This window comes from Saccharospirillum alexandrii (assembly GCF_043641555.1).
In the GTDB taxonomy this organism is placed as follows: domain Bacteria; phylum Pseudomonadota; class Gammaproteobacteria; order Pseudomonadales; family Natronospirillaceae; genus Saccharospirillum; species Saccharospirillum alexandrii_A.
In genome coordinates this window covers 981,765-1,008,046 of record NZ_JBHZRJ010000001.1, presented here as the reverse complement: position 1 = coordinate 1,008,046, position 26,282 = coordinate 981,765, and the positions used below count along the sequence as shown (strand labels likewise).

19 protein-coding genes and 1 riboswitch are annotated in these 26,282 nt (G+C 55.9%); of the genes, 11 read left to right on the top strand and 8 right to left on the bottom strand.

Annotated elements, in window-relative coordinates; translation table 11 throughout:
* Positions 1-124 precede the first annotated feature (124 nt).
* The gene (locus tag ACHUE7_RS04320; protein ID WP_394168908.1) at positions 125-1,138 is read left to right on the top strand and encodes a tryptophan--tRNA ligase; all 1,014 of its coding nucleotides are present in this window, start codon (positions 125-127) and stop codon (positions 1,136-1,138) included.
* Positions 1,139-1,226: 88 nt separating this feature from the next.
* Here ACHUE7_RS04320 and ACHUE7_RS04315 read toward each other — a convergent pair whose 3' ends face one another.
* The gene (locus ACHUE7_RS04315; protein ID WP_394168907.1) at positions 1,227-1,754 is read right to left on the bottom strand and encodes a hypothetical protein; all 528 of its coding nucleotides are present in this window, start codon (positions 1,752-1,754) and stop codon (positions 1,227-1,229) included.
* Here ACHUE7_RS04315 and ACHUE7_RS04310 point away from each other — a divergent pair.
* The 7 genes from ACHUE7_RS04310 (at position 1,716) to ACHUE7_RS04280 (ending at position 11,617) form a co-directional block, all read left to right on the top strand.
* Complete coding sequence (locus ACHUE7_RS04310) at positions 1,716-3,119, top strand: glycosyltransferase (protein ID WP_394168906.1); 1,404 nt, start codon at positions 1,716-1,718, stop codon at positions 3,117-3,119. The two genes, ACHUE7_RS04315 and ACHUE7_RS04310, sit on opposite strands and share 39 nt — an antisense overlap.
* Positions 3,120-3,241: 122 nt before the next feature.
* Positions 3,242-5,977 (top strand): aconitate hydratase AcnA, encoded by a 2,736-nt coding sequence (gene acnA / locus ACHUE7_RS04305; protein WP_394168905.1) that lies wholly within the window; start codon positions 3,242-3,244, stop codon positions 5,975-5,977.
* 275 nt (positions 5,978-6,252) lie between these two features.
* Positions 6,253-6,516: a hypothetical protein gene (locus ACHUE7_RS04300; RefSeq protein WP_213679412.1), complete on the top strand. Its 264-nt coding sequence runs from the start codon at positions 6,253-6,255 to the stop codon at positions 6,514-6,516.
* A 163-nt stretch (positions 6,517-6,679) separates the two neighbouring features.
* Entirely contained in the window at positions 6,680-7,153 is a 474-nt protein-coding gene (locus ACHUE7_RS04295) for a Dps family protein (protein WP_394168904.1), read from the top strand.
* Positions 7,154-7,426: 273 nt separating this feature from the next.
* A complete protein-coding gene (locus tag ACHUE7_RS04290; RefSeq protein WP_394168903.1) occupies positions 7,427-8,560 on the top strand; it encodes an acyltransferase family protein in 1,134 nt (377 codons plus the stop codon).
* A gap of 107 nt (positions 8,561-8,667) precedes the next feature.
* Positions 8,668-8,849: riboswitch (cobalamin riboswitch) on the top strand.
* A gap of 135 nt (positions 8,850-8,984) precedes the next feature.
* Complete coding sequence (locus tag ACHUE7_RS04285; protein ID WP_394168902.1) at positions 8,985-10,808, top strand: TonB-dependent receptor domain-containing protein; 1,824 nt, start codon at positions 8,985-8,987, stop codon at positions 10,806-10,808.
* Between the two features lie 17 nt (positions 10,809-10,825).
* On the top strand, positions 10,826-11,617 hold the full coding sequence (locus ACHUE7_RS04280) for an energy transducer TonB (protein WP_394168901.1): 792 nt from the start codon (positions 10,826-10,828) through the stop codon (positions 11,615-11,617).
* A gap of 35 nt (positions 11,618-11,652) precedes the next feature.
* Here the strand turns inward: ACHUE7_RS04280 and holA are convergent, their stop codons facing one another.
* From holA to leuS, 3 genes are read right to left on the bottom strand one after another with little or no spacing between them, the layout of a single operon-like run.
* Positions 11,653-12,669 (bottom strand): DNA polymerase III subunit delta, encoded by a 1,017-nt coding sequence (gene holA / locus ACHUE7_RS04275; RefSeq protein ID WP_394168900.1) that lies wholly within the window; start codon positions 12,667-12,669, stop codon positions 11,653-11,655.
* Positions 12,666-13,169, bottom strand: coding sequence for an LPS-assembly lipoprotein LptE (locus tag ACHUE7_RS04270; protein ID WP_394168899.1), 504 nt, complete (start codon positions 13,167-13,169; stop codon positions 12,666-12,668). Before ACHUE7_RS04270 ends, holA begins: the two co-directional genes overlap by 4 nt.
* The gene (leuS, locus tag ACHUE7_RS04265; protein ID WP_394168898.1) at positions 13,159-15,738 is read right to left on the bottom strand and encodes a leucine--tRNA ligase; all 2,580 of its coding nucleotides are present in this window, start codon (positions 15,736-15,738) and stop codon (positions 13,159-13,161) included. The genes ACHUE7_RS04270 and leuS overlap by 11 nt, the downstream gene beginning before the upstream one ends.
* A gap of 339 nt (positions 15,739-16,077) precedes the next feature.
* Between leuS and ACHUE7_RS04260 the strand changes: the two genes are divergently transcribed.
* Positions 16,078-17,091, top strand: a complete 1,014-nt coding sequence (locus ACHUE7_RS04260; RefSeq protein ID WP_394168897.1) for a D-cysteine desulfhydrase family protein — start codon at positions 16,078-16,080, stop codon at positions 17,089-17,091.
* Between the two features lie 95 nt (positions 17,092-17,186).
* On the opposite strand, the gene ACHUE7_RS04255 is transcribed toward ACHUE7_RS04260, so the two are convergent.
* Positions 17,187-17,882, bottom strand: coding sequence for a class I SAM-dependent methyltransferase (locus ACHUE7_RS04255; protein ID WP_394168896.1), 696 nt, complete (start codon positions 17,880-17,882; stop codon positions 17,187-17,189).
* A 241-nt stretch (positions 17,883-18,123) separates the two neighbouring features.
* Here ACHUE7_RS04255 and ACHUE7_RS04250 point away from each other — a divergent pair, with 241 nt between their 5' ends.
* Positions 18,124-20,769: an ATP-binding protein gene (locus ACHUE7_RS04250; protein WP_394168895.1), complete on the top strand. Its 2,646-nt coding sequence runs from the start codon at positions 18,124-18,126 to the stop codon at positions 20,767-20,769.
* A gap of 72 nt (positions 20,770-20,841) precedes the next feature.
* On the top strand, positions 20,842-22,002 hold the full coding sequence (locus tag ACHUE7_RS04245; RefSeq protein ID WP_394168894.1) for a mechanosensitive ion channel protein MscS: 1,161 nt from the start codon (positions 20,842-20,844) through the stop codon (positions 22,000-22,002).
* A 63-nt stretch (positions 22,003-22,065) separates the two neighbouring features.
* Here ACHUE7_RS04245 and ACHUE7_RS04240 read toward each other — a convergent pair whose 3' ends face one another.
* The 3 genes from ACHUE7_RS04240 to glnL all read right to left on the bottom strand — a co-directional run bounded on the left by ACHUE7_RS04240 (position 22,066) and on the right by glnL (position 25,974).
* Positions 22,066-23,289 carry an argininosuccinate synthase gene (locus tag ACHUE7_RS04240; RefSeq protein WP_394168893.1) on the bottom strand — a complete coding sequence of 408 codons (1,224 nt, stop codon included), beginning with the start codon at positions 23,287-23,289 and terminating at the stop codon, positions 22,066-22,068.
* Positions 23,290-23,480: 191 nt separating this feature from the next.
* The gene (gene glnG / locus ACHUE7_RS04235) at positions 23,481-24,908 is read right to left on the bottom strand and encodes a nitrogen regulation protein NR(I) (protein WP_394168892.1); all 1,428 of its coding nucleotides are present in this window, start codon (positions 24,906-24,908) and stop codon (positions 23,481-23,483) included.
* Complete coding sequence (glnL, locus tag ACHUE7_RS04230; protein ID WP_394168891.1) at positions 24,895-25,974, bottom strand: nitrogen regulation protein NR(II); 1,080 nt, start codon at positions 25,972-25,974, stop codon at positions 24,895-24,897. The genes glnG and glnL overlap by 14 nt, the downstream gene beginning before the upstream one ends.
* Between the last annotated feature and the right edge of the window lie 308 nt (positions 25,975-26,282).

Sequence of the window (26,282 nt, the reverse complement as noted above, 5' to 3'; positions counted from 1 at the left end):
TTCCAGGAGGGCGCTTTCACCGCACCAACTCGATTTTCCCCACCGGTTTCGGTAAGGTTCCCAGTCTTATCGTTTTCTCCCATAACCACCGATAACGGCCACCCAAAGGCGACTGAAGACACCCATGAGCAAGACGCGCGTACTGACCGGCATTACCACCACAGGCATTCCGCACCTGGGCAACTACGCGGGCGCCATTCGCCCCGCCATTGAAGCCAGCCGCGATGCCAACACCGAATCCTTCCTGTTTCTGGCGGATTACCACGCCCTGATCAAATGCCAGGAACCCGAGCGGGTAAGAGAATCCGTGCGGGCCATTGCCGCCACCTGGCTGGCCTGCGGCCTGGACCCGGAAAGGGTGACCTTCTACCGCCAGACTGATGTGCCCGAAGTTACCGAGCTGACCTGGGTGCTGACCACCGTTACCGCCAAAGGCCTGATGAACCGGGCACACGCTTACAAGGCGGCGGTGCAGGATAACATCAACGACGATAACGCCGACCCGGACCGGGGCATCACCATGGGTCTGTTCAGCTACCCGATTCTGATGGCGGCCGATATCCTGATGTTCAACGGCGAAAAAATCCCCGTCGGCAAAGACCAGACCCAACACATCGAAATGGCCCGCGACATCGCCCAGCGCTTTAACTACCTCTATGGCGATACCTTTTCATTGCCAGAAGCGGTCATTGAAGAATCCGGCATGATTCTGCCGGGCCTCGACGGTCGCAAGATGTCGAAGAGCTACAACAACACCATTCCGTTGTTCGAAGGCGAGAAGAAGTTTCGTAAGCTGATCAACAAGATCAAGACCAACCTGCTGGAACCGGGCGAACCCAAAGACCCGAACGATTCGGCACTGTTCGATATCTATTCAGCCTTTGCTTCGCCAGACCAAGTCGCCGACATGCGTACCCAGTATGCCAACGGCATTGCCTGGGGCGAGATGAAGAAAGTGCTGTTTGAACTGCTCAACGAAGAACTCAAAGACAAGCGCGACACCTACAATCAGTTGATGGACGACCCGGCTCAACTGGATGCCATACTGGCCCGGGGTGCGGAAAAGGCACGCGACTATTCAGCCCCCCTGATGGCCGATGTGCGCAAGAAAGTGGGGATTGGCCCTATCGCGGGTTGATGGCCCGGTGTCCGGCAAGGCTGGCCCTGGCAACAGGTAAACCGCCAAACCGGGCATCACACCCCTAGCAGGCTGTTGAAACAACCTGCTAGAGCGCCAGGCTCCTCGATTCTCCTGCATAAACGGGCAAGGCTGACTTGCCCGTGTGATCACGCTGAGCCACATGGCCGATGATGGCCTTCACCTCGCTGACTTCTGCGGGGGCCACATCGATCATCAACAGAGTGCGGCCACGCTCAATGTCGTCGTGAAAACCCGCCAGATGATGGTTCTCCTGGTTCAACCCGATCAGACAGCCCGCCCAGCCCAGCAACAGACCAAACAACAGCACCAGTGCTAACTGGCCGCTCATATCGGCCGGTGCCAGCCCGAGGCTGCTGATAAACATCAGCGTTAACAGGCCAAGCACCAGACCCAGAACAAGCCCCTGGCTGCCCCGGTGCAGAATGTCCTGGCGGGCCAGGTAGGAAGCACTCTTTAACTGATGCACAGACAACCCTACTTCGTCCTGGCTGAGTACCTGAACATAGGTGTGGTGCAACGGGTAGTGGGCCAATTCCATGGCAATGTGTTCGGCGTGCTCGATGTCATCCGTGAGGTAATAGAGACGTTTCATAACGACCTCCATCCTTACGCGGAGCTGGACGTAGGGTTGTACCGCGTTTACCCTCGCGATTCCGTTTTTGTTGGTGAGCGTTTGTCACAACAGATGACCAGTACTTCAAGTAGTTTCTCAAGTAAGACCGCCCTGCTCATTGCCAAAAACTGGCCAGAGCCCGCGTCAACCGCGGCTGGGCGCCGCACGCTGGACGTTCTGGATCTGTGTCGAGAAGCCGGTTACCAGGTACACATTGCCAGCCCAGCCGAGCCCTCTCCGTTTCAACAGAGCCTCTCGAAACTCGGGTACCAGGCACACCCCATCGCCGTTAACGACAGCCATTTCGACACCTGGCTTGCTTCGCTGGGGCCCCAACTGGTGATCTACGACCGGTTTGTGATGGAAGAACAATTTGGCTGGCGAGTGCGGCAACACTGCCCCAATGCCGCCACCCTGCTCGACACCAGCGACTTTCACACCCTGCGCGAGGCCCGACAGCACGCCGTACGCCAGCACGACCGGCAGAACACCCAGCCACCCTTTCCGCCGGCCGATCTGTTTACCGCCACAGCAGAGCGCGAGCTGGCCGCCATGGCACGGTGCGACCGGGTATTGATGATCTCCGAGGTTGAAATAGAGTTGTTGCAGTCGGTGTTTAAACTCCCGGCCGAGCACCTGCTGTATCTTCCCTTTCTGATTCCCGCATTGCCGGATGCTCGCGAATGGCGTGGCTATGAAGACCGCCAGCACCTGATGATGATCGGCGGGTTCAAGCACGCCCCCAACAAGGATGCGGCCCTGTGGTTCAAGCAGACCATCTGGCCACTCGTCAGACGCCAGCTGCCCAGTGTTGAATGCCATGTCTACGGTGCCTACGCCGACCACACCGTTCAGCAGTGGCATGCCCCCAAACAGGGGTTCGTTATCAAAGGCCGGTGCGACGATGCACTGGAGACGCTGTCTCGATACCGCCTGAATGTGGCCCCATTGCGCTTTGGCGCCGGTCAGAAAGGCAAAATTCTGGAAGGCTGGTTAACCGGCACCCCCACCGTCACCACGCCCTTCGGCGCTGAATCGATGGTTGCAGATGACGCGCTCGGCTACCCGCTCAGCGATGACCCCGACCGCATCGCCGACACCCTGGTTCAGTTGTATCGCAATGCGGAAAGCTGGAAGTCGGTACAAGCTTATGGGTTACAGGCACTGGAAAACGGCTTTCTGAGAGACGACCACGCTCCGGGGTTTATCGAGGCATTAGACCACCTGCAAAACAACCTGACCGATATACGCCATCGCAACCTCTGGGGGCGCATACTCTGGCAATCGCAACACCGGGCAACGGAGTATATGAGCCGTTGGATTGAAGCTAAAAACCGCATTTAACGCACGCAACGGTCAGGGCACTGAGACCAAATAGCCAAACTCAATCGCTCTGGCACTGGAAATCCCGCCCGACTGTGCCAAGGTTAGAGCCTGTTATTAATCCGTTTTACTCTGGAGGTGCCATGACCGACTCATTTAACGCCCGGGATACGCTCACTGTCGGCGATCAGCACTATCAGTTCTATAACCTCAATGCGCTGGCGAACGATTTTGACATCGCCCGCCTGCCCTTTTCACTGAAAATTCTGCTGGAAAACCTGTTGCGCAAGGAAGATGGCAAGAATGTTACAGCAGACGACATCAAAGCCTTGTGTCGGTGGGATGCCAAAGCGGAACCCAGCTACCAGGTAGGCTTCTCACCGGCGCGCGTCGTGCTGCAGGATTTTACCGGTGTACCGGCAGTGGTTGATTTGGCGGCCATGCGCGCCGCCATGCGCGAACTGGGGGGAGACCCGGCGCTGATCAACCCGCGCAGCCAGGTCGACCTGGTCATCGACCACTCTGTTATGGTCGATTACTACGGCGAAACCGATTCACTGGCCAAAAATACCGAGCGCGAGTTCGAACGCAATGGGGAACGTTATCAGTTCCTTCGTTGGGGTCAGCAGGCGTTTTCCAACTTCCGCGTGGTGCCCCCGGGCACAGGCATCGTGCACCAGGTAAACCTTGAGTACCTGGCCGATGTGGTGATGACTGAAGAAAAAGACGGCGCAACCTGGGCCCTGCCCGATACCCTGGTCGGGACCGACTCGCACACTACCATGATCAACGGCCTGGGTGTGCTGGGCTGGGGTGTGGGTGGTATTGAAGCCGAAGCTGCCATGTTGGGCCAGGCCATCACCATGCTGATACCCGAAGTCATCGGCTTCAAATTCACCGGCCAGATGCCTGAGGGCACTACGGCCACCGACCTGGTATTAACCGTAACCCAGATGCTGCGCCAAAAAGGCGTGGTTGGTAAGTTCGTTGAATTCTATGGCGATGGCCTCGACAACCTGCCATTGGCCGACCGTGCCACAATTGCCAACATGGCCCCCGAATACGGCGCCACCTGCGGCATTTTCCCGATCGACCGGGAAACCGTGCGCTACCTGGAACTCTCTGGTCGTGACAAGTCCGTCCGGGATCGGGTGGAAGCCTACGCCAAAACCCAGGGCCTGTGGCGTGATACCGGTGCCGCCGAAGCTGACTACAGCGATACCCTCACACTCGACCTGGGCACCGTGGTACCCAGCATCGCTGGTCCCAAACGCCCGCAGGACAAAATCGCCCTCAGCGATGCCAGCAAAGCCTTTGATCAGATACTGCAAGCAGAGGCCGACACCATCACGACCGACAAAGCACCGGAGCAGGGTCGCTTCGAAGGTGAAGGTGGCCAAACGGCAGTCGATAGCCTTAATTTGCACGATCGCGGCGCGGTGGAATATGAAATAGAGGGCGAAAAACACCTGCTTAAACATGGAGCGGTAGTCATCGCCGCCATCACCAGTTGCACCAATACCTCCAACCCGGCGGTAATGGTCGCTGCCGGCCTGGTCGCTAAAAAGGCATATGAACGGGGCCTGACAGTTAAACCCTGGGTAAAAACATCACTGGCGCCCGGGTCTCAGGTTGTACCTGCCTATTTGGAAAAAGCCGGCGTGATGAAGCCGCTGAATGCACTGGGATTCAACATCGTCGGCTTTGGCTGTACTACCTGCATTGGCAACTCGGGGCCGCTGCACCCGGCCATTCAAAACGCAATCAGGGCGGGTAGCCTGAAAGTTTCGTCGGTGCTGTCCGGCAACCGTAACTTCGAAGGGCGTATCCATCAGGACGTACCCACCAATTACCTCGCATCACCGCCTTTGGTAGTCGCCTACGCCCTGGCAGGCTCAATGACGGTAGACCTTACCCGCGAACCGCTCGGCACCGGAAAGGATGGCCAGCCGGTCTATCTGAAAGATGTCTGGCCAAGCCAGCACGATATCGCAGAAACCGTGCAAGCTGCGCTGGGGTCGGGCCTGTATCAGGAAAAGTATGAAGACGTCTTTGCCGGTACCCAGGCCTGGCAGGATCTGCCGGTCCCACAGGATGAAATATACAGCTGGCCGGATTCCACCTACGTTAAACAACCTCCCTACTTTGATGGTATGTCGAAGACTCCCAGCGCGCCCGGCGCCGTAAACAAAGCCCGGTGCCTGGTAAAAGTTGGCGACTCGATCACCACAGACCACATTTCGCCCGCCGGTGCCATCAAACCCGACAGCCCGGCTGGGCGTTACCTGCAGGAGCAAGGTGTCAGCACGGAAGATTTCAACAGCTACGGCTCACGCCGCGGCAATCATGAAGTGATGCTGCGGGGCACCTTTGCCAACGTTCGGCTGCGCAATCAAATGGCTCCGGGAACCGAAGGCAGCTGGACCAGACACCTGCCCAGCGATGAGACCATCAGCATCTACGACGCAGCCATGCGCTACCAGCAGGAAAGCACCCCTCTGGTGGTCTTGGCCGGCAAGGAATATGGCACCGGCTCCTCCCGCGATTGGGCGGCCAAAGGTACCAACCTGCTGGGTGTTAAAGTCGTTATTGCGCAAAGTTACGAGCGCATCCACCGCTCCAACCTGGTTGGCTTTGGGGTACTGCCCTTGCAGTTCATGGACGGTGAGTCGGTTGAAAGCCTGGACCTAACCGGTGAGGAGCAGTTTTCAGTCGACGCATTGCAAGGGGAGCCAGAGCAAGTAACCGTCCACGTGACCGACACGCAAGGCAAGCAACGCAGCTTTGCAGCCAGGGTTCGCATCGACACGGCCGTCGAGTGGGACTACTACCGCCATGGCGGCATTCTGCACTTCGTGCTGCGTGACCTGGCCAATTAACACCAGCAGCATAGGCTGATGCATGGATGACCCGGGCTGGACTGCTCAGCCCGGGTCATCCATGCATTCGGTATTTCCGACACCGACATGAGTCTAAAATTTGACGTTTCCCCAGGTTTATTTGAAAGGTGCGGCCAACAGGTCATATTTTTGACGAAAATAAGCTGTTTTTAGAGACATATCACACTTTGACCCTCGACTGCATCACAGAGTTAGGCATCCAGCGTCATACATAATACCCTGCTTTTTACGATTACGGTGTCGACAGAACCTTCATGTTTATAGACGGACTCACAGAGCAGGAAAAACACCAACTCGCCGTGCACCTGCGCGAGCGTGATCACACGCCTTTTATGGTGATCAAGCACGCCTACGCTGCCGCCCAGTGCCAGCGCCGGGGTGTCGATATTCACCCGATAGACCTCAAATACCTGATCCTGCTCGATGACGCCATTGCCGAACTTCATGGCAAACACCGCATCGGCAGCGCCCTCATCTACGACGAACCCCGCACACAGGCTGGCCAGGACCGGGCCTGATTTTCCGGCAACCCCACCTGAATCACTCATCCTATAGCTCAGAATAATCGACAACACTCCTTTGATATTATTAAACTATTAGAGGGTTTAACTCCTTTCATTCGCCCTCACTACATCTGTGTAAGACACTTGTCCTGAACATTCTTAACAGAAGGAGGTGCCCATGAGTACCAACGCAATTGGATTGAACACGGCCAGTGCAGAAAAATTGGCGTCCGGTTTGAACGAATTACTGGCGAACTACCAGGTGTTCTACATGAACGCCCGGGGCTTTCACTGGAACATCAAAGGCGAGAACTTCTTTGAGTTGCACGTCAAGTTCGAAGAGCTATACACCAACCTGCTGACCAAGATCGATGAAGTGGCAGAGCGCATCCAGACACTGGGCCACGAGCCCGTCCACAGCTACAGCAAGTACCTGGAAAGCGCGACGATCAAAGAACAAACGCGGGTTCGCGACGGGCGTGCCGCCGTCGGTCACATTCTGGAGTCTTACCAGGCCATGATCGGAAAACAGCGTGCCCTGCTTTCTCTGGCGCAGGAAGCCAGCGATGAAGGCACCGCAGCCCTGATGGGCGACTACATCCGCGAGCAGGAAAAGGATGTTTGGATGTACCGGTCCTATCTGGGCGAGTAACACCATGCTCTATGCCCCCGATTCTCGGGAGCATTGAACCAAAAACCCGGGCAGCACTGTCCGGGTTTTCTATTTTTACCTTGATCAGGCTCAAACAAGCTGATATCTATACACGCTGGAAGCCATGGAGCTGGCTCAGAGTTGATGCCTCACTAAACCCCTTCTGCTTATGATCTGAAGCTGCCTGTTCCAACCTGTCACTACCGTACAAGGCCCCTTCTTGAGGGTGTCTTTCTTTGTGGTTTGGATCGTTGTGTTCAAAGGAGTGAGCTCATGCAATACCCGTCTCTGGAATCGTTACGCGGCCTGGCTGCACTCATGGTTGCGTTGATCCACTCAAGCTTCGTGGTCGCGGCTTATCCACCTCTGGTTGAGCAGGCTTCCATCTTTGTCGATTTTTTCTTTATCTTATCCGGCTTTGTAATGGCGCTGGCCTATGCGGAAAAGATCGATCAGGGCTTAAGTTTCAGAACCTTCACTCTGTTGCGTTTTGGCCGGCTGTACCCGTTACATCTGTTTATGCTCCTGATGTGGCTGCCTTACATTCTGCTTAAAGGGTATGCCCATTTTGAAATGGGCCTTGGCGGCGACCCTTTTGATAAAAACAGCCTGTCCAACTTTTTCGCCAATCTTCTTTTGATCAACGGCATGGGCGCTACCCAAACACTCAGTTGGAACTACCCTGCCTGGAGCATCAGTGTGGAGTTTTTCACTTACCTGGTATTCTTCGCGTTTATCGGCATCACACCCAAGGATCGTAAACCGCTACTGTACCTGCTGGTCAGCCTGTTCTCATATGGCTTGCTCTACGTGCAGACCGGAACCTCGCTGCTCAGCGCAGATCATTTTGGGTTCCCCCGTTGCGTGGGAGGGTTCTTTCTGGGAGCCTTCGTATTCACTCAAACACAAGGGCAGCGGCTAACGCTCAAACCTATAACCAGCCATTCACTGGAGAGCCTGGTGGTGCTGGTCACCCTGGTTCTGGTCTGGCAGTCTCATGACGCCAAAGTTATTCAACTCGCAACCTTCGCCAGCTTTGCCCTGATGATTTATGTCTTCACTGTTCAGGCTGAGGGCCTGTTCAGTGCCTTGCTGACTACGGCGCCTCTGCTGTTTATCGGCACTCTGTCGTATTCAATCTACATGACCCATGCATTGGTCTTTATCGTAATCGACAATCTCGCGGAGTATGTGCTGCGCATGCCCACCAGTGAGATTTACCGGGCTGGCATGGGTTGGTTGCAGGTATTTAAGACCCCCTATGCCAGCTTGATAAACCTGGTGGCACTGGCGGTAGTGATCGGCCTTTCCTATGGCACTTACACTTTCATTGAAAAGCCCTGGCGAGCCCGGTTTCGGCATTGGGCTCAAGCCCGAGAACCGTCATCGAATCTGGGCCAGAGTTAAGCCTTCACAACCAAGCCTAAAGCATCACCATTGATCACGCAGGGTCAGCGCCATCAGTTGGGTCGGTGCGGCTTGCCTGCTCATAGAAAGCCCTCTATGATGCCGCCACCAAACAGACAGTTATTGGTGTACGGGAAATCAGTGAAAATCTGATGCTGCCCCCGCAACGGTAACAGGATGGACAAGGCACTCAGCCACTGCGCGAGCGGGAAGGCGCCACGTCATAGAGGGTCAGTTGTACCCTCTAGCATCCTTAAGCCCGGAGACCGGCCTTTGACTGAATACCCTGTTGTTGCGGAGGGCAACAAAGTGGATTTCTGTCATCCGGTCAGACCATAGAGTCAATTGTGCGTGTTTCCGTTTGTCAGCCGCTAGACTTGTCCCTTCGTTTATTCATCCAATATGAATGACGAAAGGAACCTCAATGAACCGTTTTATGTTAACCGCCTCTGTCTTGCTACTGCCAACCATGGCTGTCGCTGAAGACGTTGTGATCACCGCCAACCGATACGCAGTGCCAATTACTCAGACGCAGTCTGCAGTAACGGTACTGACCGAAGAAGACCTGAAACACTATCAGGACAGTGACCTCGGCACCTTGCTCAGCCGCTTGTCCGGCGTCAGTCTGGTCAGCACTGGCAGCCTTGGCTCTACCAGCAACGTCTTACTGAGAGGAACGACCAGCAGTCAGGTTGTGGTACTCATCGACGGCGTCCCCCAGGTCAGTGCCAGCACCGGACAAACCTCTTTTGCCGGCATTTCTTTGTCCAATATCGAACGTATTGAAGTAGTCCGGGGCCCCGTTTCCAGCCTTTACGGAGCAAATGGTATTGGCGGGGTGATACAGGTCTTTACCAAGTCGCCTGATGCCTCACAGGACGACGTTTATGTCTCTGGTAGCTATGGCAGCCATAATTACCACAAACTCGGCGCAGGCTTTGATTTCTCGACCGAGAAAACGCGCGCTGCAGCCGACATTTTCTACACCGGCACCGACGGTTTTGATAGCACCACTCTGGAGTCTGACTCGAACAGAGATGATGATGGATTCAACCAGTTTTCGGGCAACCTCTCTGTAGATACTCGAATAAGCGATGACTTGCTGCTGGGAATCAATCATGTTCAGTCGAGCAGCACTGCAGACTATGACTCTGCTTGTTATGCCGGGTTCACACAGACCCCGTGCAGTAGTGACATTGACTGGCAAACACAGACCGATCTCTCCAATTCTTCCCTGTCACTCGATTACGACGTTTCGTCCAATACCCACCTGAGCTCTCGCCTGGGCCGGTATGTAGACGACAGCGTCAACAGTGATGGAGATGACTCCGCCAACGACACCCAGTTTAAAACTACAGGCTATACCGCCACAGCACTGGCTGAACGCACCATTGGCGATGTATCGGCCGCTGTCGGTATTGATGTTGATACGGTTGAACTGGAATCGACCACCGACTACGACAAAACCGAACGCACTAACACCGGTGTGTTCGCAAGCCTGTCAACCTACGCAGGCGACCTCGGCCTGCAGGGCAGTCTGCGATTCGACAACAACAGCGCCTACGACACCTATACAACAGGAACCCTGGGTACCTCCTACCTGATTACCGATACATTGGAGATTGTTGGTACCGCTGGCACAGCGTTCAGGGCGCCAAGTTTCAATGAATTGTACTTTCCGAACTATGGCGATGAAAACGTGGAACCCGAGGAATCGCGGAGTTTTGAACTGGCTCTTCGGCAGTTTACCCAGGGTGGCGAATGGCGCGTCAGTGGTTACCGTATCGATACCACCAATCTGATTGGCTCTGACCCGAACACCTTTACTGCTGCCAACATCGACGAAGCTCGCATTCTTGGTCTGGAGTTGGACTTTGCCCAGCAAATAGGAGCCTTTAACCTCAGGTTTAACACGACCCTGACCGATGCACGCGATGGGGATGACGAGCGGTTAAACAATCGACCGGAATGGACTGCTTTTGCAGCACTTGCATACCAGTATGGGCAGTGGCTGTTTAATACCGACCTGCAATCTGAGGCGGGTCGGATTAATGGTGATGTTGCACTGGGTGATTATGCGATCCTGGGTTTGGGAACACGTTACCAATGGAACGAAGGCAGTACCTTGAGCGCCCGAGTTGATAATGCACTGGATGAAGACTACGTCACTAACTACGACAGCTTTACTGATTCCTACTACAACACCTCCGGCCGTACCTTCAAGGTATCGGCTGAGTACCATTTCTAGGTGTTTGTGAAGGACTCATGAGACCCGTCTGGCCAGTAGCCATCACCCTATCTGTGATGGCTCATGCAGCACTGATTAGCTGGTTACCTGGCCAGACACCTATCTATGAACCCATTACAAAAAACACGATTTCACTGGATTTGCAGACTGCTCAGCTTGCCAACGGCGAAAATGCCCCTAGCACACCCGATCAGGTGAAAATCGAACAAAAACAGCCGCCTATACCCAGTGAGCCGATAGCTCCAAATCCGATAACCCCGGCAATAGACACTCCCCTTGAAACCGATGTCAGTCCCGTTACAGTAGAAAAACCAGACCAGGTTACGCAGGTTGAGCCACCGGCCGAACAGGAACAGGAACAGGAACAGGAACAGGAACAGGAACAGGAACAGGAACAGGAACAGGAACAGGAACAGGTTAAGCCCATTGAAACGGCAGTCAACTCCCGGGTTTCACTCCATGATCGCAAACAGTTTGCGACTGATTCGAATACCTCAGAACAGGCCACTGACAATGTCGATACGCAACAGCTTCAACGCGACATAAAAGTCTGGTTTAAACAGGCGCTGGCTGAACACCTGCACTACCCACCTGTAGCACGTCGGCGTGGTTGGGAAGATTCAGTAGAGGTCACGATCGAAATGCAATCCGACGGAGCTTTTACCGCAGAGATTCTTACACCCGCACAACGATCAATCTTTGATGATGCAGCACTGGCCGCATTGGCAGACATCAGTGCCAGCAGTCGATATTGTTGCGCGCACTCAAACAGTCAACTGGAACTGACTATCAGTTTCCAACTGGACTAGCTGTATTCATTCAGCTATTGCAAATCAAAAGACACTTAAACCGGCACCACCCCGGGCTGCGCTATCTCACACACCAGCGCGCTGAGTTTGTGCCAGGGGTCACCTGCGGCACGCCCTTTGATGGTCGCATCGATATCGCCGCATAGAATCAGACACCGCTGCCACAGGCCCGCATCGCCACGCCGCAAGGCTACCTGATACGGCCCCTGTCGCTTATCGAAAATGCGCAATCGTTTGAATACAGCGGGCATCGGTTGGCCCATGGCCTGGGCTTCGGCCAGTTGCACCAGATGCCGCAGTTCGCGCGCCAACACCCACAACACAATCGGCGGTTCAATGCCCTCTGCTGAAAGACCCGACAACACTCGTTGGCTGCGAGCCAGATCCCCACTGAGCACGGCATCGGCCAGATCGAAAATGGTGAATCGGGCGCTGTCCGATACCGCCTGTATAACGGTCTCCAGGGTCAGTGAGGTGCCGTCGCTCACCAGTAAGAGTTTGTCGATCTCCTGGCGAGCAGCCAGCAAATTGCCATCTACCCGGTCGGACAATAACGCCAGCGCATCGTCATCTATCTGCAGACCGTGCTGTTGCAGACGGGCCCGCAACCAGGCCGGCAACTGATGCCGCTCAACAGGCCAGATGGGAACCCACCAGGCCGCGTCGGTAACACCGGCAAACCACTTCGCCTTGCTTTGCGCCGCTTCGATCTTGTCGGACACCACCAACAACAGATTATCCGGGTTCGCGTTCTCGGCGTAGGCCACCAGAGCTTTTCGGCCCGCGTCGTTGAGTTTGGCGCTCAGCCTCAGCTCTAGCAATTGGCGGTCGCCGAACAGTGACATGGCCTGGTTCGCTTCGTACAACTGATTCCAGTCGAACTGGGCATCGGCATGAAACACCTGACGTTCGGTAATACCCACCTGGCGAGCCGCTGCTCGCACCTGATCACTGGCTTCAAGCACCAGCAAGGGTTCATCACCACTGAGCCAGATAATCGCCGGCAGAGGTTGCGTCAGCTGCTTGGCCAGTTGTTGGGGAGAGAGCTTCACTCATCGGCCTCCGGCAACAGGTCATCGTCGGTCACGGCTTCCAGTTGGTCCAGCACCAGCAAGGCAATCCGGTTGCGTAGAATCTGGCGACGTTGTTCACGCGCCTCATCATCGTCTTCCGTTAAGCGCGATTCGACTCGGCTGATCCGCCGGCTAATGACTGCCCGGTCATACTGGTTGACCAGGCTCCACTCGATTTCAAGCGTAAGGATGATGGTTTCATCCAGGCTGACTTCTGAATAGGTTTCACGGTGCAGTCGTAATAGCGTATCGGCCGGGCCGGTTTGCAGCACCAGACCATACAAGGCAAAGGTACCGCGCAGCGTCTGGTACAGCCCGTCGGAATCGGTCTGGGATTGCCAGACCAGGGGGTTCAAACCTTCCGCCAACCGGAACTGCCCTTTCAACTGGTAGCCACAGCCGACCAGAAGGCTCAGCAACAGGCCAACGATCAGGCTTCGCCACAGCCCAATTCGATAGATACCAGCGTTAGTTGGCAACGATGTTCACCAGCTTGTTGGGTACAACAATGACCTTGCGTACTGTCACGCCTTCGGTGAAGCGCACGACGTTCTCATCCGCCAAAGCGGTGCTTTCAATCAGTGCCTTGTCAGCACTGGCAGGCACTTCAATGCGGCTGCGCACTTTGCCGTTCACCTGAACCACATACAGCAACGAGTCTTTGACCAGCGCCGACTCATCCGCTTGCGGCCAGGCAGCATCGATGACCAGGCCGTCGTGTCCAAGTGCCTGCCACAACACCTGGGTAACGTGCGGGGCGATGGGCGCAAGCACCAGAACAGCGGTATCCAGCGCTTCCCGGACGACAGCGCGGTCGAGTGCCGTCTGCGCTTCAAAACGGTTTACGCTGTTGAGCAGTTCCATGACCTTGGCGATGGCGGTGTTGAAGGTTTTGCGCTCACCAAAGTCGCTGGTGACACCCACAATGGTCTCGTGCGTTTTACGGCGCAGGGCTTTCTGGTCATCGTTCAGCGCCTGACCACTCAAGGCGTCGCAGTCACCGGCTTCGAGCAAGGCATGCACCGCTCGCCACAACCGCTGCAAAAACTTCTGGGCACCCTGCACGCCCGACTCGGTCCACTCCAGAGTTTGGTCCGGCGGTGCAGCGAACATGGAGAACAAACGCACCGTATCGGCACCATACTGTTCAATTGCCTGCTGCGGGTCTTTGCCGTTGTTTTTCGACTTGGACATTTTCGCCATGCCGGCATACACCACGGCATCTCCAGTCGAAGCTTCAACGCCTCCCAGCACCTTGCCTTTCTCGTCACGCTGAACATCGACTGCGGTCGGTGATACCCAGACCCGGCCGCTGTCGGTTTCCTTGTACCACGTATCCGCCAGCACCATGCCCTGGCACAGCAGGTTGGTGAAGGGTTCGCTGGAGTTCACCAGGCCTTCATCGCGCATGGCTTTGTGAAAGAACCGCGAGTACATCAGGTGCATGGTGGCGTGTTCGATACCGCCAATGTACTGGTCGACCGGCAGCCAGTAATTGGCTTCTTCAGGCTCTAGCATGCCGCCATCGTATTCCGGTGTGCAGTAACGGGCGTAATACCAGCTAGACTCCATAAAGGTATCGAAAGTGTCCGTGTCGCGTTTGGCGGGCTTGCCCTGCCAGGTCGTGTTTTCGAACTCTGGATTGTTCTTGATCGGCGAGTTGGCGCCGTCGAACACGACATCGTATGGCAGTTCGACCGGAAAGGTCTCCGAAGGTTTGACCTCGCCATCGACGTACACCATGGGTACCGGCGTGCCCCAGTAGCGTTGCCGGCTCACACCCCAGTCACGCAGGCGGAAATTCACGGTCACCTTGCCTTTGCCCTGGGCTTCCAGGTCGCCGGCGATGCGCTCGAACGCCTCAGTGAAATTAAGCCCGTCGTAGTCACCAGAGTTGACCAGAATGCCTTTTTCAGTAAAAGCCTCCTCAGTCAGATCGCACTGGCTTTCGCTGCCAGGTTCGGGCTTGACCACCTGTTTCTTTTGCAACCCGTATTTGCTGGCAAACTCCCAGTCGCGCTGGTCGTGCCCGGGCACCGCCATAACGGCGCCGCTGCCGTAATCCATCAACACGAAGTTGGCCGACCAGATGGGGACTTCTTCGCCGGTTAACGGGTGGATCGCAACCAAGCCCGTATCGCAGCCTTTCTTCTCCATCGTGGCCATATCGGCCTCGCTGGTGGTCATGTTCTTGCATTCGAGAATAAAGCTTGCCAGTTCGTCGCTGGTTTTGGCCGCTTCAGCCGCAAGCGGGTGCTGGGCCGCCACCGCCATGTAGGTAACGCCCATCAGCGTATCCGGACGGGTGGTATAGACTTCGAGCGTCTCGTCACTGCCTTTCAGGCCAAACTTAAGCGTGACACCCTGAGAACGACCGATCCAGTTGCGCTGCATGGCCTTCACTTCATCGGGCCAGCCCGGCAGGTTATCGAGTTCTTCCAGCAATTCCTCGGCGTAGGCTGTGGTCTTGATGAACCATTGATCCATCTCCTTGCGTTCAACCGGGGTATCACAGCGCCAGCAGCAGCCATCATGCACCTGTTCATTGGCAAGCACGGTCTGATCGACGGGGCACCAGTTCACCGGCGAGGTTTTCTTGTACGCAAGACCCTTCTCCACCAGGCGGGTAAAGAACCACTGCTCCCAGCGGTAATACTCGGGCGTGCAGGTGGTGACTTCCCGGTCCCAGTCGTAGGCGAAACCCAGCATCTTGAGCTGGTTGCGCATGTAGTCGATGTTCTCAAAGGTCCATTTGGCCGGTGCAACACCGTTCTGAATAGCGGCGTTTTCGGCGGGCATGCCGAAGGCATCCCAGCCCATTGGCTGCATGACGTTCTTGCCGAGCATGCGCTGGTAGCGGCTGATCACATCACCGATGGTGTAGTTGCGAACGTGCCCCATGTGCAGGCGACCACTGGGGTAAGGTAGCATCGATAGGCAGTAGAATTTCTCTTTGCCGGGTTCGACCCGGGCTTTGAAGACCTGCTTCTCGTTCCAGGTGTCCTGCACCTGCTGCTCAATGGTGGCCGGGGTATAGGTCGCGTCCATCGGAATCCTGTTGTTTGCGGTGATTGGTGAGTGAACAATACGAATGATAAAAGGGAGTAATTCTGCAGAGACGGGCGTCAGACCCGGCTCGCACCGCTAGGATACCCGACCAGCGACGGGTTTTCGACCGGATTTCCGCACCCTGGCAGCTCTATTCTCACCAGGAATGTGCACTCGTTATCAGGTTCGTTTGCCCTTGATGCCAAAATCGGTAACAGTAGTCCTATTCAACGCCTTGCTTCAGAGTCCCGCGTGAACCACTGGAGACCAAGGACGATAGCGCACCCGGGACGTTAATGTTCGTGGCCAGGGTGCTTCAACAGTCACTCTGGACGGATTATGGCTTTCAGCAACATTCCAAAACTCCCCCTGGCACAGGCCCCCACCCCCATCGATTACCTGCCCCGGCTGGGCGAGTTGCTGGGCACCCGGAATCTTTGGGTAAAGCGCGACGACTGCACCGGGCTCGGGTTTGGCGGCAATAAAACGCGCAAGCTGGAATACCTGTTGGCTGAAGCGCTGGAAACGGGGGCGGATACCGTGCTGACGGTCGGTGGATTGCAAAGCAACCATGCCCGACAGACTGCGGCTGCGGCGGCTCGGCTGGGCTTGAACTGCGAGCTGATACTGGAACCGGTAGCCGGCACCCCGGAATCACTGTATCAACACAGCGGTAATGTGCTGTTGAACCGACTTTTCGGCGCCACCCTCACCCTGGCCAAGCCGGGCCAGGATGGCATTGAGCTGATGCATCAGCGCGCTGCAGCGCTTGCCGGGGAAGGTTACACCCCTTATTGCATACCGGTTGGCGGCTCCAATACCACCGGCGCCCTCGGTTACGTTCAATGCGCCCGCGAAATTGCCGACTGGCAGTATCAGCAGGACACCGAGTTTGACCACATTATTCTGGCAACGGGCAGCGCAGGCACCCAGGCTGGACTCCTCGCCGGCGCGGCCCTCTTTGATCTGTCGGCTCAGGTGCGGGGCTTCTGCGTCAGCCGTACCAGCGAAGACCAGGCCAACCTGGTACTGAATCTGACCCGACCGCTGTTTGATCGTCTGGGGCTGTCCCATGCTACTCTGGCCGAGCGTATTCACACAGACGGCCGCTACGTCGGCCCGGGCTATGGCATAGCGACCGAAGGCATGATCCACGCCGTGCGGGTCACCGCGGAAACAGAAGGCTTATTACTGGATCCCGTTTACACCGGCAAAGCCATGCACGGCCTGTTCGATAGCTACCAAAACGGTACCTATGGGCCCAACGACAAGGTTCTGTTCATCCATACCGGCGGCGCACCAGCGTTATTTGGGTATGAAACTGCGTTGTTTGAGGACGCAAAGGCCCCGTAAGAGAGTTCAACAGACCAGCGGGCGACAATAGGTTCCGGGCATGAAGCACTGGTTTATCAACTAACATCCGCTGTTGCTTATGCAAACAGCACACCTCACTTCTGAATCGCAACAACGTCGCGATCAGCCAGCTCCCAGTGCTGCGCCCCCAAATACTCAGCCAACCAGGCAAAAGTCGCCTCTGCATAAAAGGCGATGTGAGTCGGATCATCGACATAGCGCCAATGCGCAAAGGCTTCGCGGTCGCGCACCCTCTGCGTTTGAATGACCAACCAGCCGCCCGCTTCCAATTGACGCCACAAGTCAGACAATACGTCGGCTGGGTTAGCGAGATGCTCGATCACCTCGGTGAGACAGATAAAGTGATAATGACCGGTCAGAACTGAACTGTCAGGGTAATAGAAGAGATCGTATAAGGCGACACGGTAACCCGCTTCTTCAAACATGCTGGCTAGCGCCGGACCAGGGCCGCAGCCGAAGTCCAGACCACGGGAACCGGTGGGCACCCTATCGCACACTGCGCGCCAGGGGCGGGTCAGGAATGTTCGATATCCGGAGTCACTGATGTCGTTCCGGTGTTTGTCGTATTCTGCCTTTTCAGCGGCCGGTGATATCTGCTGGTCCGCGCCAACGAACACCAGCCGGCACGCCGGGCAACACCAGTATTCCCGATGTTTGCGACGGTGCCACCACTGACTGTCGGGCGCACGGCACAACGGGCATGACGGGCAAGGCGAGCCATTAGTCACAGCCTGTGTAGCAGGCAGATTCTCGGGCACGTCGGTGGTCATCCGGTCACTTTCTTATTTGTTCCTATTTGTTGGTCGCAGCCATTCATGCTATCAGTTATTCTTGGAGCAATGGTAGAGCCTGCGATGAATGTGACAGGCAGCACGGGTCTGTAGACCGGGCAGCCAACCTTCATCGACCTGTCAGGCGAATGATAGACCTTAGAACAATACAAAACAGCCCTGACTAAACCGCCTGCGGGCGCCGGGCCAACGATAAGACTGATCAAGGGAACCGAGCACTGTGCTTTATCGACTCGCCTGTGGATTGCTTTTTGCCAGCTTGCCGTTGTTGATGCTGGTCTGGCCGAGCCAGGCATACGCCGACATTGTCGAGATCGACAGCTATTGGATGCAGCAACCATCAGACTGGTCTCCGTCCATTCAATCGCGCCAGCAGAGCCAGCCACAAATCGTGTCGCAAACGGGCATTTCGTTAAAAGGCGGTCATCACTGGCATGTGATTGACCTCTCTTTTGATGAAACGACGCGTCAGGTTATCGACTTTCGCAATTCCTCGGTTATTGCCAATTTTGAACATTGGGTCTTTGATCGCAGCAGCGGTGAGCTGATTAACCGGCTGGTTGGCGGTATCGAATCGGAGCAGGACAACCCTTACTTTCTGCGCCATGGTCGCGATCAGGTATTCGAACCTGGCCAATACCAAATCGTTACCCGAATGGACAGCCCGTTCTATGTGGCGCAACCACAACCAACGGTCTTCGCGCAGGGAGAGTACCAGCAAAGCATCAAGGTGGGTAACGCACTGACCCTTATTTGCCAGGGGATTTTCCTGGCGCTGGGTATTTACTATTTTGTGCTGGGTACCAGCCGTAGCCGGGCGGCCGACTTATTGTACGCCCTGTTTATTACCGGCAATTTCTTTTTTACCGGCGCCTCCTTGCTGGTGTTCAGTGATCTGCTCAGCATTCACCAGTTCTACCTGACCAGCTTCCCCATTCTTATTTCAAACACAGCCTACATCGCTTTTGTGATGGTGCTGCTGAACATCAAGCCCAATACGTCACACTGGTTGTACCGCATTGGCAGTGGTCTGATCATCCTTTTTGTGCTGGGCTTCGTGGTGGCGCTGCTTCGACCCGAACTGTCGATGGAGATCGACCGCTTAGGTGTAGGCCTGTTTGCCATTTATGGCTTCACAGCAGGCCTTACCCGCGTACTGCAGGGCAACAGAACCGCGCGATATTACCTGGTTGCCAACGCGGCCTTTGCCATTCCCGCCCTGATTTCCATTGGCGCGTCCAGCTTGCCCGTTGCCGATACTTTATTTCTTGAACACCTGGGCATGTTTGCCGTCTCGATGGAAGTTATTCTGCTGTCACTGGTTATCAGCCACCAGGTGGGACTGGTCTACAAGGAAAAGGAAGCCGGCCTGCTGGCCACACAGGAAGCGCTGCAGGCGGCCAATGATGCCCTGAACACCAAAGAACGCTTTCTGGCCAATGTCAGTCACGAATTGCGCACCCCGTTAAACGCCATTCAGGGGTCGGTGGAATTGATGGGTCAGCAGCAAATGCCTGCTGAAACCAGCCGTCACCTGGAAGCCATCCATGCGTCGTCTAATTTTCTGGTGTTCCTGATCAACGACATTCTTGATCTGGCCAAAATGAACGCCGACCAGCTCGAACTGGTTGAGGAGCCCTTCGACCTCGATGAAGCGCTGGATGAGCTCTGTACCATTTATAAAGACGCGTTCGACCGGCAGCAGGTACGTTTTCTGGTCGATATAGACCCCAGGGTGCCTCATCGCGTTACCGGCGATGTCAATCGGTTGAAGCAAATTCTGGCCAACCTGCTCAGCAATGCGTTCAAATTCACCGGACAGGGTTCCATTGAATTATCGGTCTCTCAGCCGGATGCGAACGTCCTGACTTTCCATGTCACTGACACCGGCATTGGTATCGCCCAGAATAAAATCGAGTCGGTTTTTTCGGCCTTTACCCAGGCCGATGCAACCATTTCGCGCAAATACGGCGGGACGGGCCTGGGTTTGCAAATCGCCTCCAAGCTGGTAACGCTGATGGGTGGCAAGCTGACCGTCTTCAGCCAGCCGGAGCTGGGCAGCGACTTCCAGTTTACCCTGCCAATGCAGGGCGAGCCCGAGCCGATAACCATGCTGCCCGTTCGGGTGGGGCTGGTCTGTGATGATGTGGATCTGAAAAAACTGATCGACAACAGCCTGCATCGGCTCGGCATCGCTCTGCAACACAGCCTCACGCATTCTGCGGCGATGAAAACACCCTTGCCAGAAGATGCAGATCACTGGATTCTGGTTGCCGATCAACCCGACCCCGACCTCTCGAACCGGTTCAGCGAACACCCCAAAGTCCACTGGCTGGTAAACCGGGTACCGACTGACCTGCCGCTGTGGACACCACCGGTTAGCCTGGAGCTTTTGCCCTGCACACAGGTCACCTTTCGGCGACTGCTGGGTCAGGCAGCCACTGCCCCCGCCCCCGCCGAACACCCACTGATGTTGCGCCGGCTGTATATTGTTGCCATTGATGACAACCCGGTGAACCTCAAGGTGCTACTGGGGATGCTGACCCGGCTGGGCGTCAGTGCCAGCGGGTTTGAATCGGCGGAAGAAGGCTTAAACCACGTACTGTACCGGCAACCCGATATGGTGTTGATGGACATGCAGATGCCGGTAATGGATGGCCTGGAGACAACCCGAACACTGCGACAGCGCCAGTTCAATAACCCGGTTATCGCCTTTACGGCCAACACGTCGCAGCGCGATATCAACAACTGCCTGGAAGCCGGCATGAATGACGTGTTGCTCAAGCCCATCAAACTGACACAACTGGAGAACATGATTCTCAAATGGACCGAGCAGTCTTCCCTGAACAGCCGGGGTGGTCGTTAGCAGTCGAAACCGCATGTCAGGGAACTTGCCCGAAACAATAACCAAAAACGAACACAAGGAACCGACACCGATATGAACCCGACCAATAAATGGGCTCTGCTCTGGCCTATCTTGCTGACGCTGCTGATTCCTCTGGTAGCCGCCTGGTTTGCCTACCCGAGCACACATTTGCCACCCGGCTTTGGTATTTTCCCACCCATACAAACCTCGCCAGCACCGGGTTTTTCGCTGCTCTACTTCCTGGTTGTCGCCGCGCTGGCCGTTCTGGTGACATTACTGCTTTTATTTCCAAAGCTGTTTGGCTTTCAGGGTGCCACACCCGCCCCACAACCGGCGAAAAAGCCACTGCCCTGGTGGTTCTGGGTCGGTGCCGCCCTCATGCTGTGTTTCTGGTGGGTCATGTGGGCCCGGCCGGTCTGGCTGGGCGACCTGGTCTACTACGCCTTCTCCCCGATGTGGTGGGGCTTCATCGTCATGCTCGATGGCATTGTGTACCACCGCAACAACGGCAAATCACTGATGGCGACCAAGCCGTCCCTGCTGATTTTCAGCGCCGTAATTTCCGTGGTTGGCTGGGGGTATTTCGAGTATTACGACTATTTTGTACTGAGCAACTGGTATTACCCCAACGGTCACATGGCCGCCCTGCCCCACAGCGTGATCGTAGTATTGTTTCTGATCGCCTACACCACTGTCTGGCCGGCCATCTTCGAATGGTTTAACTTGCTGAACTCCTTTCCCAAGCTGGTCGCACGTTACCAGAATGGCCTATCCATCCCGCTGTCAGGAAACCTGCTGATTATCCTGGGCTGCCTGATCATCGGTGCCCTGGTGTTCTTTCCGCGCCTGATGTTCTGGGGCATTTGGATCGGTCCGCTGGCGGTTATTATTGGCGTTTTGTTGCGGCAATCACTCTGGTCGCCCTTCACGGCGCTGACCCAGGGAAACTGGGCACCCGGTGTGCTGATCGCACTGGCGTCGATGTTCAACGGTTTTCTCTGGGAAATGTGGAACTTCGGCAGCGAACACCCGGACATCGGCTACCCAACCAACCCGAACTACTGGATATACGACATTCCCTTCGTCAACGTGATCCATATCTTCTCAGAAATGCCGTTGCTTGGTTATTTTGGGTATCTGCCGTTTGGAGCACTGGTGTGGGTGTTCTTTATCTGGATCGGCGCCCTGTTCAACCGGGACACCGACATTTACCTGGATGGCAACCCGAACTGAGGCACTGATTGCACAACCCATAAAAAAACCGGGCTAAAAGCCCGGTTTTTTTTGTGCCCCGTGTTACTTAAGCGGGCTGCGACCTTTGCTTGCGGCAATGCGCATGCGCAAGGCGTTCAGCTTAATAAAGCCTTCGGCGTCTTTCTGATCGTATGCACCGGCATCGTCTTCAAAGGTGGCAATGCTTTCATCGAACAGGCTGTCTTCAGACTGACGACCGGCGACAATGACGTTGCCCTTGTACAGCTTCAGGCGAACCTTGCCGTTCACCCGCTCCTGAGAGGCATCGATCATCTTCTGCATCATCAGACGCTCCGGGCTCCACCAGTAACCGTTGTAGATCACTTCGGCGTATTTCGGCATCAGCTCATCTTTCAGGTGCGCGACTTCACGGTCGAGCGTGATCGATTCGATGGCACGGTGCGCCTTGAGCATGATGGTACCGCCCGGTGTTTCATAGCAGCCGCGAGACTTCATGCCAACATAACGGTTTTCGACCAGATCCAGACGGCCAATGCCGTTCTCGCCGCCCACCTTATTCAGGTACGCCAACACATCGGCCGGTGACGTCGGTTTGCCGTCAATGGCAACGATATCGCCTTTGTCGTAGGTCAGCTCCAGATAAGTCGGTGTATCCGGTGCCGCTTCAGGGCTGACTGACCAGCGCCACATCTCTTCTTCTGCTTCGGCCCAGGGGTCTTCCAGAATGCCGCCCTCGTAGGAGATGTGCAGCAGGTTGGCATCCATGGAATAGGGTGATTTCTTACCCTTCTTGTTGAAGTCGACCGGAATTTGGTGGTCTTCGCAATACGCCATCAGCTTCTCGCGCGAGGTCAGATCCCATTCACGCCAGGGCGCAATCACTTTCACGCCCGGCTTCAACGCATAAGCACCCAGCTCGAACCGAACCTGGTCGTTACCCTTGCCGGTAGCGCCGTGAGCGATGGCGTCGGCACCGGTTTCATTGGCGATTTCGATCAGACGCTTGGCGATGAGCGGGCGGGCGATAGAGGTGCCCAGCAGGTATTCGCCTTCATAAACGGTATTGGCACGGAACATCGGGAACACAAAGTCACGAACAAACTCTTCGCGCAGATCTTCGATGTAGATTTCCTGAATACCGAGGGCTTTGGCCTTGGCACGAGCCGGCTCAACTTCTTCGCCCTGGCCGAGGTCGGCCGTGAAGGTCACCACTTCGCAGTTATAGGTTTCGGTGATCCATTTGGCAATGACCGAGGTGTCCAGGCCACCGGAATAGGCCAGCACCACTTTTTTAATATCTGACATCTTGTCTCCCAACGAGTTGGCGGGTTTTTAGGCTGATTGGAATTTTACGCCTTTGACTCGGGAGATGCCATGCTAGTGGGAGGCACGAGTCTGCAACAGCTACCGGGTATCCACGGCGACCCCGCAGGAGCAGCTCTGCCATTCTGCGAGGCCTTATGGCTATGGCGTCTATTTGAACTCCGGAACCCGGGTTACTCTTCGTCCTCGGCCACCGTTTCCAGCTCCATGCCCAGCTCCTTGATCTTGCGAGTCAGGGTGTTTCTGCCCCAGCCCAGCAGCTCAGCTGCATCCCGACGTCGGCCAGCGGTGTGCTTCAGTGCGGTTTCTATCATGATGCGTTCGAAGTTCGGTACTGCGATGTCCAGGAGCCGGTGCTCGCCACGGGCCAGCTCTCGGTCGGCCCAATTGCGCAGAGCCTGCTCCCAGTTCTCGCTGGTGACTGGCGTCTGGGCTTCGTCCATCAGCTCCGGCGGCAAATCCGACACCAGCACTTCCCGGCCAGAAGCCATCACCGTGATCCAGCGGCAGATGTTCTCCAGTTGGCGCACATTGCCCGGCCAGGCCAGGCGAGACAAATAAGCCTCGGTCTCCGGTCGTAACGTTTTGGTTTCCACGCCCAATTCGTCGGCTGCCTTGTGGAGGAAAAATTCAAGCAGCCGGGGAATATCTTCACGCCGGTCGGCCAGGCGCGGCAAGTGGATACGGATAACGTTCAACCGATGGAACAAGTCTTCGCGAAAGCGACCTTCTTTCACCAGAGTCTCCAGATTCTGGTGCGTCGCCGCGATGATGCGAACATCCACCCGTACCGAGGTGTGTCCGCCAACGCGGTAAAACTCGCCGTCGGCCAGCACTCGCAGCAACCGGGTTTGGGTCTCGGCCGGCATATCGCCGATTTCATCGAGAAACAGCGTACCGCCGTCTGCCTGTTCGAAACGTCCGCGACGCTGCCCCTGCGCGCCGGTGAACGACCCTTTTTCGTGACCGAAGAGCTCAGATTCCATCAGGTCACGAGGAATAGCCGCCATGTTCAGGGCTATGAACGGGTTTTCCCGGCGTGGACTGTGACGGTGCAAAGCATGCGCCACCAGCTCTTTGCCAGTACCGGACTCACCATTGATCAGCACCGTGATGTTGGACTGCGACAACCGGCCAATGGCCCGAAACACTTCCTGCATCGCAGGTGCTTCGCCAATAATCTCGGTATTGGGGGGTGCCACCGCAGGTTCGGAGGTTTTCTGTTTCTGACGGGTATGCTCGATCGCACGCAGCGCCAGGGAGACCGCATCGTCAACATCGAACGGCTTGGGCAGGTATTCGAAGGCACCGCCCTGAAACGAGGCAACCGCGCTTTCGAGATCTGAATGCGCCGTCATGATGATGACCGGCAAATGCGGGTGATTGTCATGAATTCGGCTGAGCAACTCCAGGCCGTCGATGCCCTCCATACGGACATCACTGACAATGGCATCGGGTGGGTCCTGATCCAGCTTGCGCAACAGGGCCTCGCCGGATTCAAAGCTGCGGCACTCTATACCTTCCTTTTCGAAGGCACGTTCCAGTACCCAGCGTATGGAGCGGTCGTCGTCGACGATCCAGACGCAATTATGATTGGCCATTGAGCCCCTCCAACGGTAAATAGACACTAAAGACGGTGGCACCGGGACTGCTGTCACACTCGATGACGCCGTTGTGAAAATTAATGATTTGCTGAGCGATCGACAGACCCAGACCCGTACCGGTGGGTCGGCCTGAAATCATTGGGTAGAAAATCTTTTCCATCATTTCCGGTGCAATGCCCGGGCCGTTATCAATGATGTCGAGCTTAACCAGTAACCGGTACCGGTTCTGACGGATGGTGAACTGACGCACGGCCCGGGTTTTAAACTCAATGGCCGGCGCTTCAACGTTATTCTCAATCAACGCCTGAACCGCGTTGCGGGCAATGTTCAACACGGCCTGTATCAACTGCGCCTCGTCGGCCTTGAAGTCGGGCAGGCTGGGGTCGTAATCGCGGCTTAACCTGATTTTGTCGCCGCATTCAACCCGTAGCAGCGCGTAGACACGCTCGACGATCTGATGGATGTTAACTTCTGACAGAGTGGGCACCTTGTGGCTGCCGAGCATCCGATCTACCAGATCGCGCAACCGGTCGGCTTCCTCAATAATGACCTGGGTATACTCTTTAAGGTCGGCATTGGGCAATTCACTGGCCAGCAGTTGCGCCGCGCCCCGAATGCCGCCCAGTGGGTTCTTGATTTCGTGAGCCACGCCGCGGACCAGATGCCGGGTGGTCTCAGTTTGTTGAATCAGACCCTCGTCGCGGCTGATGCGCATCGCCCGGTCGGCGGGCAACATCTCGACAATCAAATGCAGCTCATCGCCATCCATATACGGCGTGACCATGTAATCCAGTGTCAGAGTATCCCGATGCGCCAGCTGCCACTGCGCAGAGCGCACGGACAACGTCGTGCCGCCGGAGACGGCCGACATCATCATCTCCCGGATCTCGGCCGGGTTAACAAAAAGACTGTAAAACGCCTGACCAATGATTTGCTTTCCCGAGCGCACCAGCAACAATTCAGCAGAAGGGTTAACGTGCTCGACAACCAGCGTGTCGTCCAGCTGAATGACAGCCGTGAATTGGTGATCGACCAACTGGCGAAAAAAATGCGTGTCAGTCACATGAGGTTTCCTGTGCACCGGGTTGCAATGGAAGTCAGCAAACAGACCCTGAATGGGGTCAGCGGTGAGTCCGCCGTGGCCTGCCCTGTGGTTCTTTAAATGGCATACGCAAGAAGCAGGCCAGTCATTTAAGGCCCGAAATGCACGATTACGGGGCTTACTTTGGCATCATTGCACCATAACGGAACCACTGGCGTCATATTAGCACTATTATGGTGCATTGCCGGGTTTGTGATTCAGGTCCACAGTTACGACCTTAAATACGCAAAGTTGCCAATTCGTCTGCATGATGACCTGAACTTTTGGTT

Excerpts from the sequence above, each read along its gene's own strand:
- ACHUE7_RS04320 (WP_394168908.1), top strand. The coding sequence starts at position 125 with ATGAGCAAGACGCGCGTACTGACCGGCATTACCACCACAGGCATTCCG.
- ACHUE7_RS04315 (WP_394168907.1), bottom strand. The coding sequence starts at position 1,754 with ATGAAACGTCTCTATTACCTCACGGATGACATCGAGCACGCCGAACAC.
- acnA (WP_394168905.1), top strand. The coding sequence starts at position 3,242 with ATGACCGACTCATTTAACGCCCGGGATACGCTCACTGTCGGCGATCAG.
- ACHUE7_RS04300 (WP_213679412.1), top strand. The coding sequence starts at position 6,253 with ATGTTTATAGACGGACTCACAGAGCAGGAAAAACACCAACTCGCCGTG.
- ACHUE7_RS04295 (WP_394168904.1), top strand. The coding sequence starts at position 6,680 with ATGAGTACCAACGCAATTGGATTGAACACGGCCAGTGCAGAAAAATTG.
- ACHUE7_RS04290 (WP_394168903.1), top strand. The coding sequence starts at position 7,427 with ATGCAATACCCGTCTCTGGAATCGTTACGCGGCCTGGCTGCACTCATG.
- ACHUE7_RS04285 (WP_394168902.1), top strand. The coding sequence starts at position 8,985 with ATGAACCGTTTTATGTTAACCGCCTCTGTCTTGCTACTGCCAACCATG.
- ACHUE7_RS04280 (WP_394168901.1), top strand. The coding sequence starts at position 10,826 with ATGAGACCCGTCTGGCCAGTAGCCATCACCCTATCTGTGATGGCTCAT.
- leuS (WP_394168898.1), bottom strand. The coding sequence starts at position 15,738 with ATGGACGCGACCTATACCCCGGCCACCATTGAGCAGCAGGTGCAGGAC.
- ACHUE7_RS04260 (WP_394168897.1), top strand. The coding sequence starts at position 16,078 with ATGGCTTTCAGCAACATTCCAAAACTCCCCCTGGCACAGGCCCCCACC.
- ACHUE7_RS04255 (WP_394168896.1), bottom strand. The coding sequence starts at position 17,882 with ATGACCACCGACGTGCCCGAGAATCTGCCTGCTACACAGGCTGTGACT.
- ACHUE7_RS04245 (WP_394168894.1), top strand. The coding sequence starts at position 20,842 with ATGAACCCGACCAATAAATGGGCTCTGCTCTGGCCTATCTTGCTGACG.
- ACHUE7_RS04240 (WP_394168893.1), bottom strand. The coding sequence starts at position 23,289 with ATGTCAGATATTAAAAAAGTGGTGCTGGCCTATTCCGGTGGCCTGGAC.
- glnG (WP_394168892.1), bottom strand. The coding sequence starts at position 24,908 with ATGGCCAATCATAATTGCGTCTGGATCGTCGACGACGACCGCTCCATA.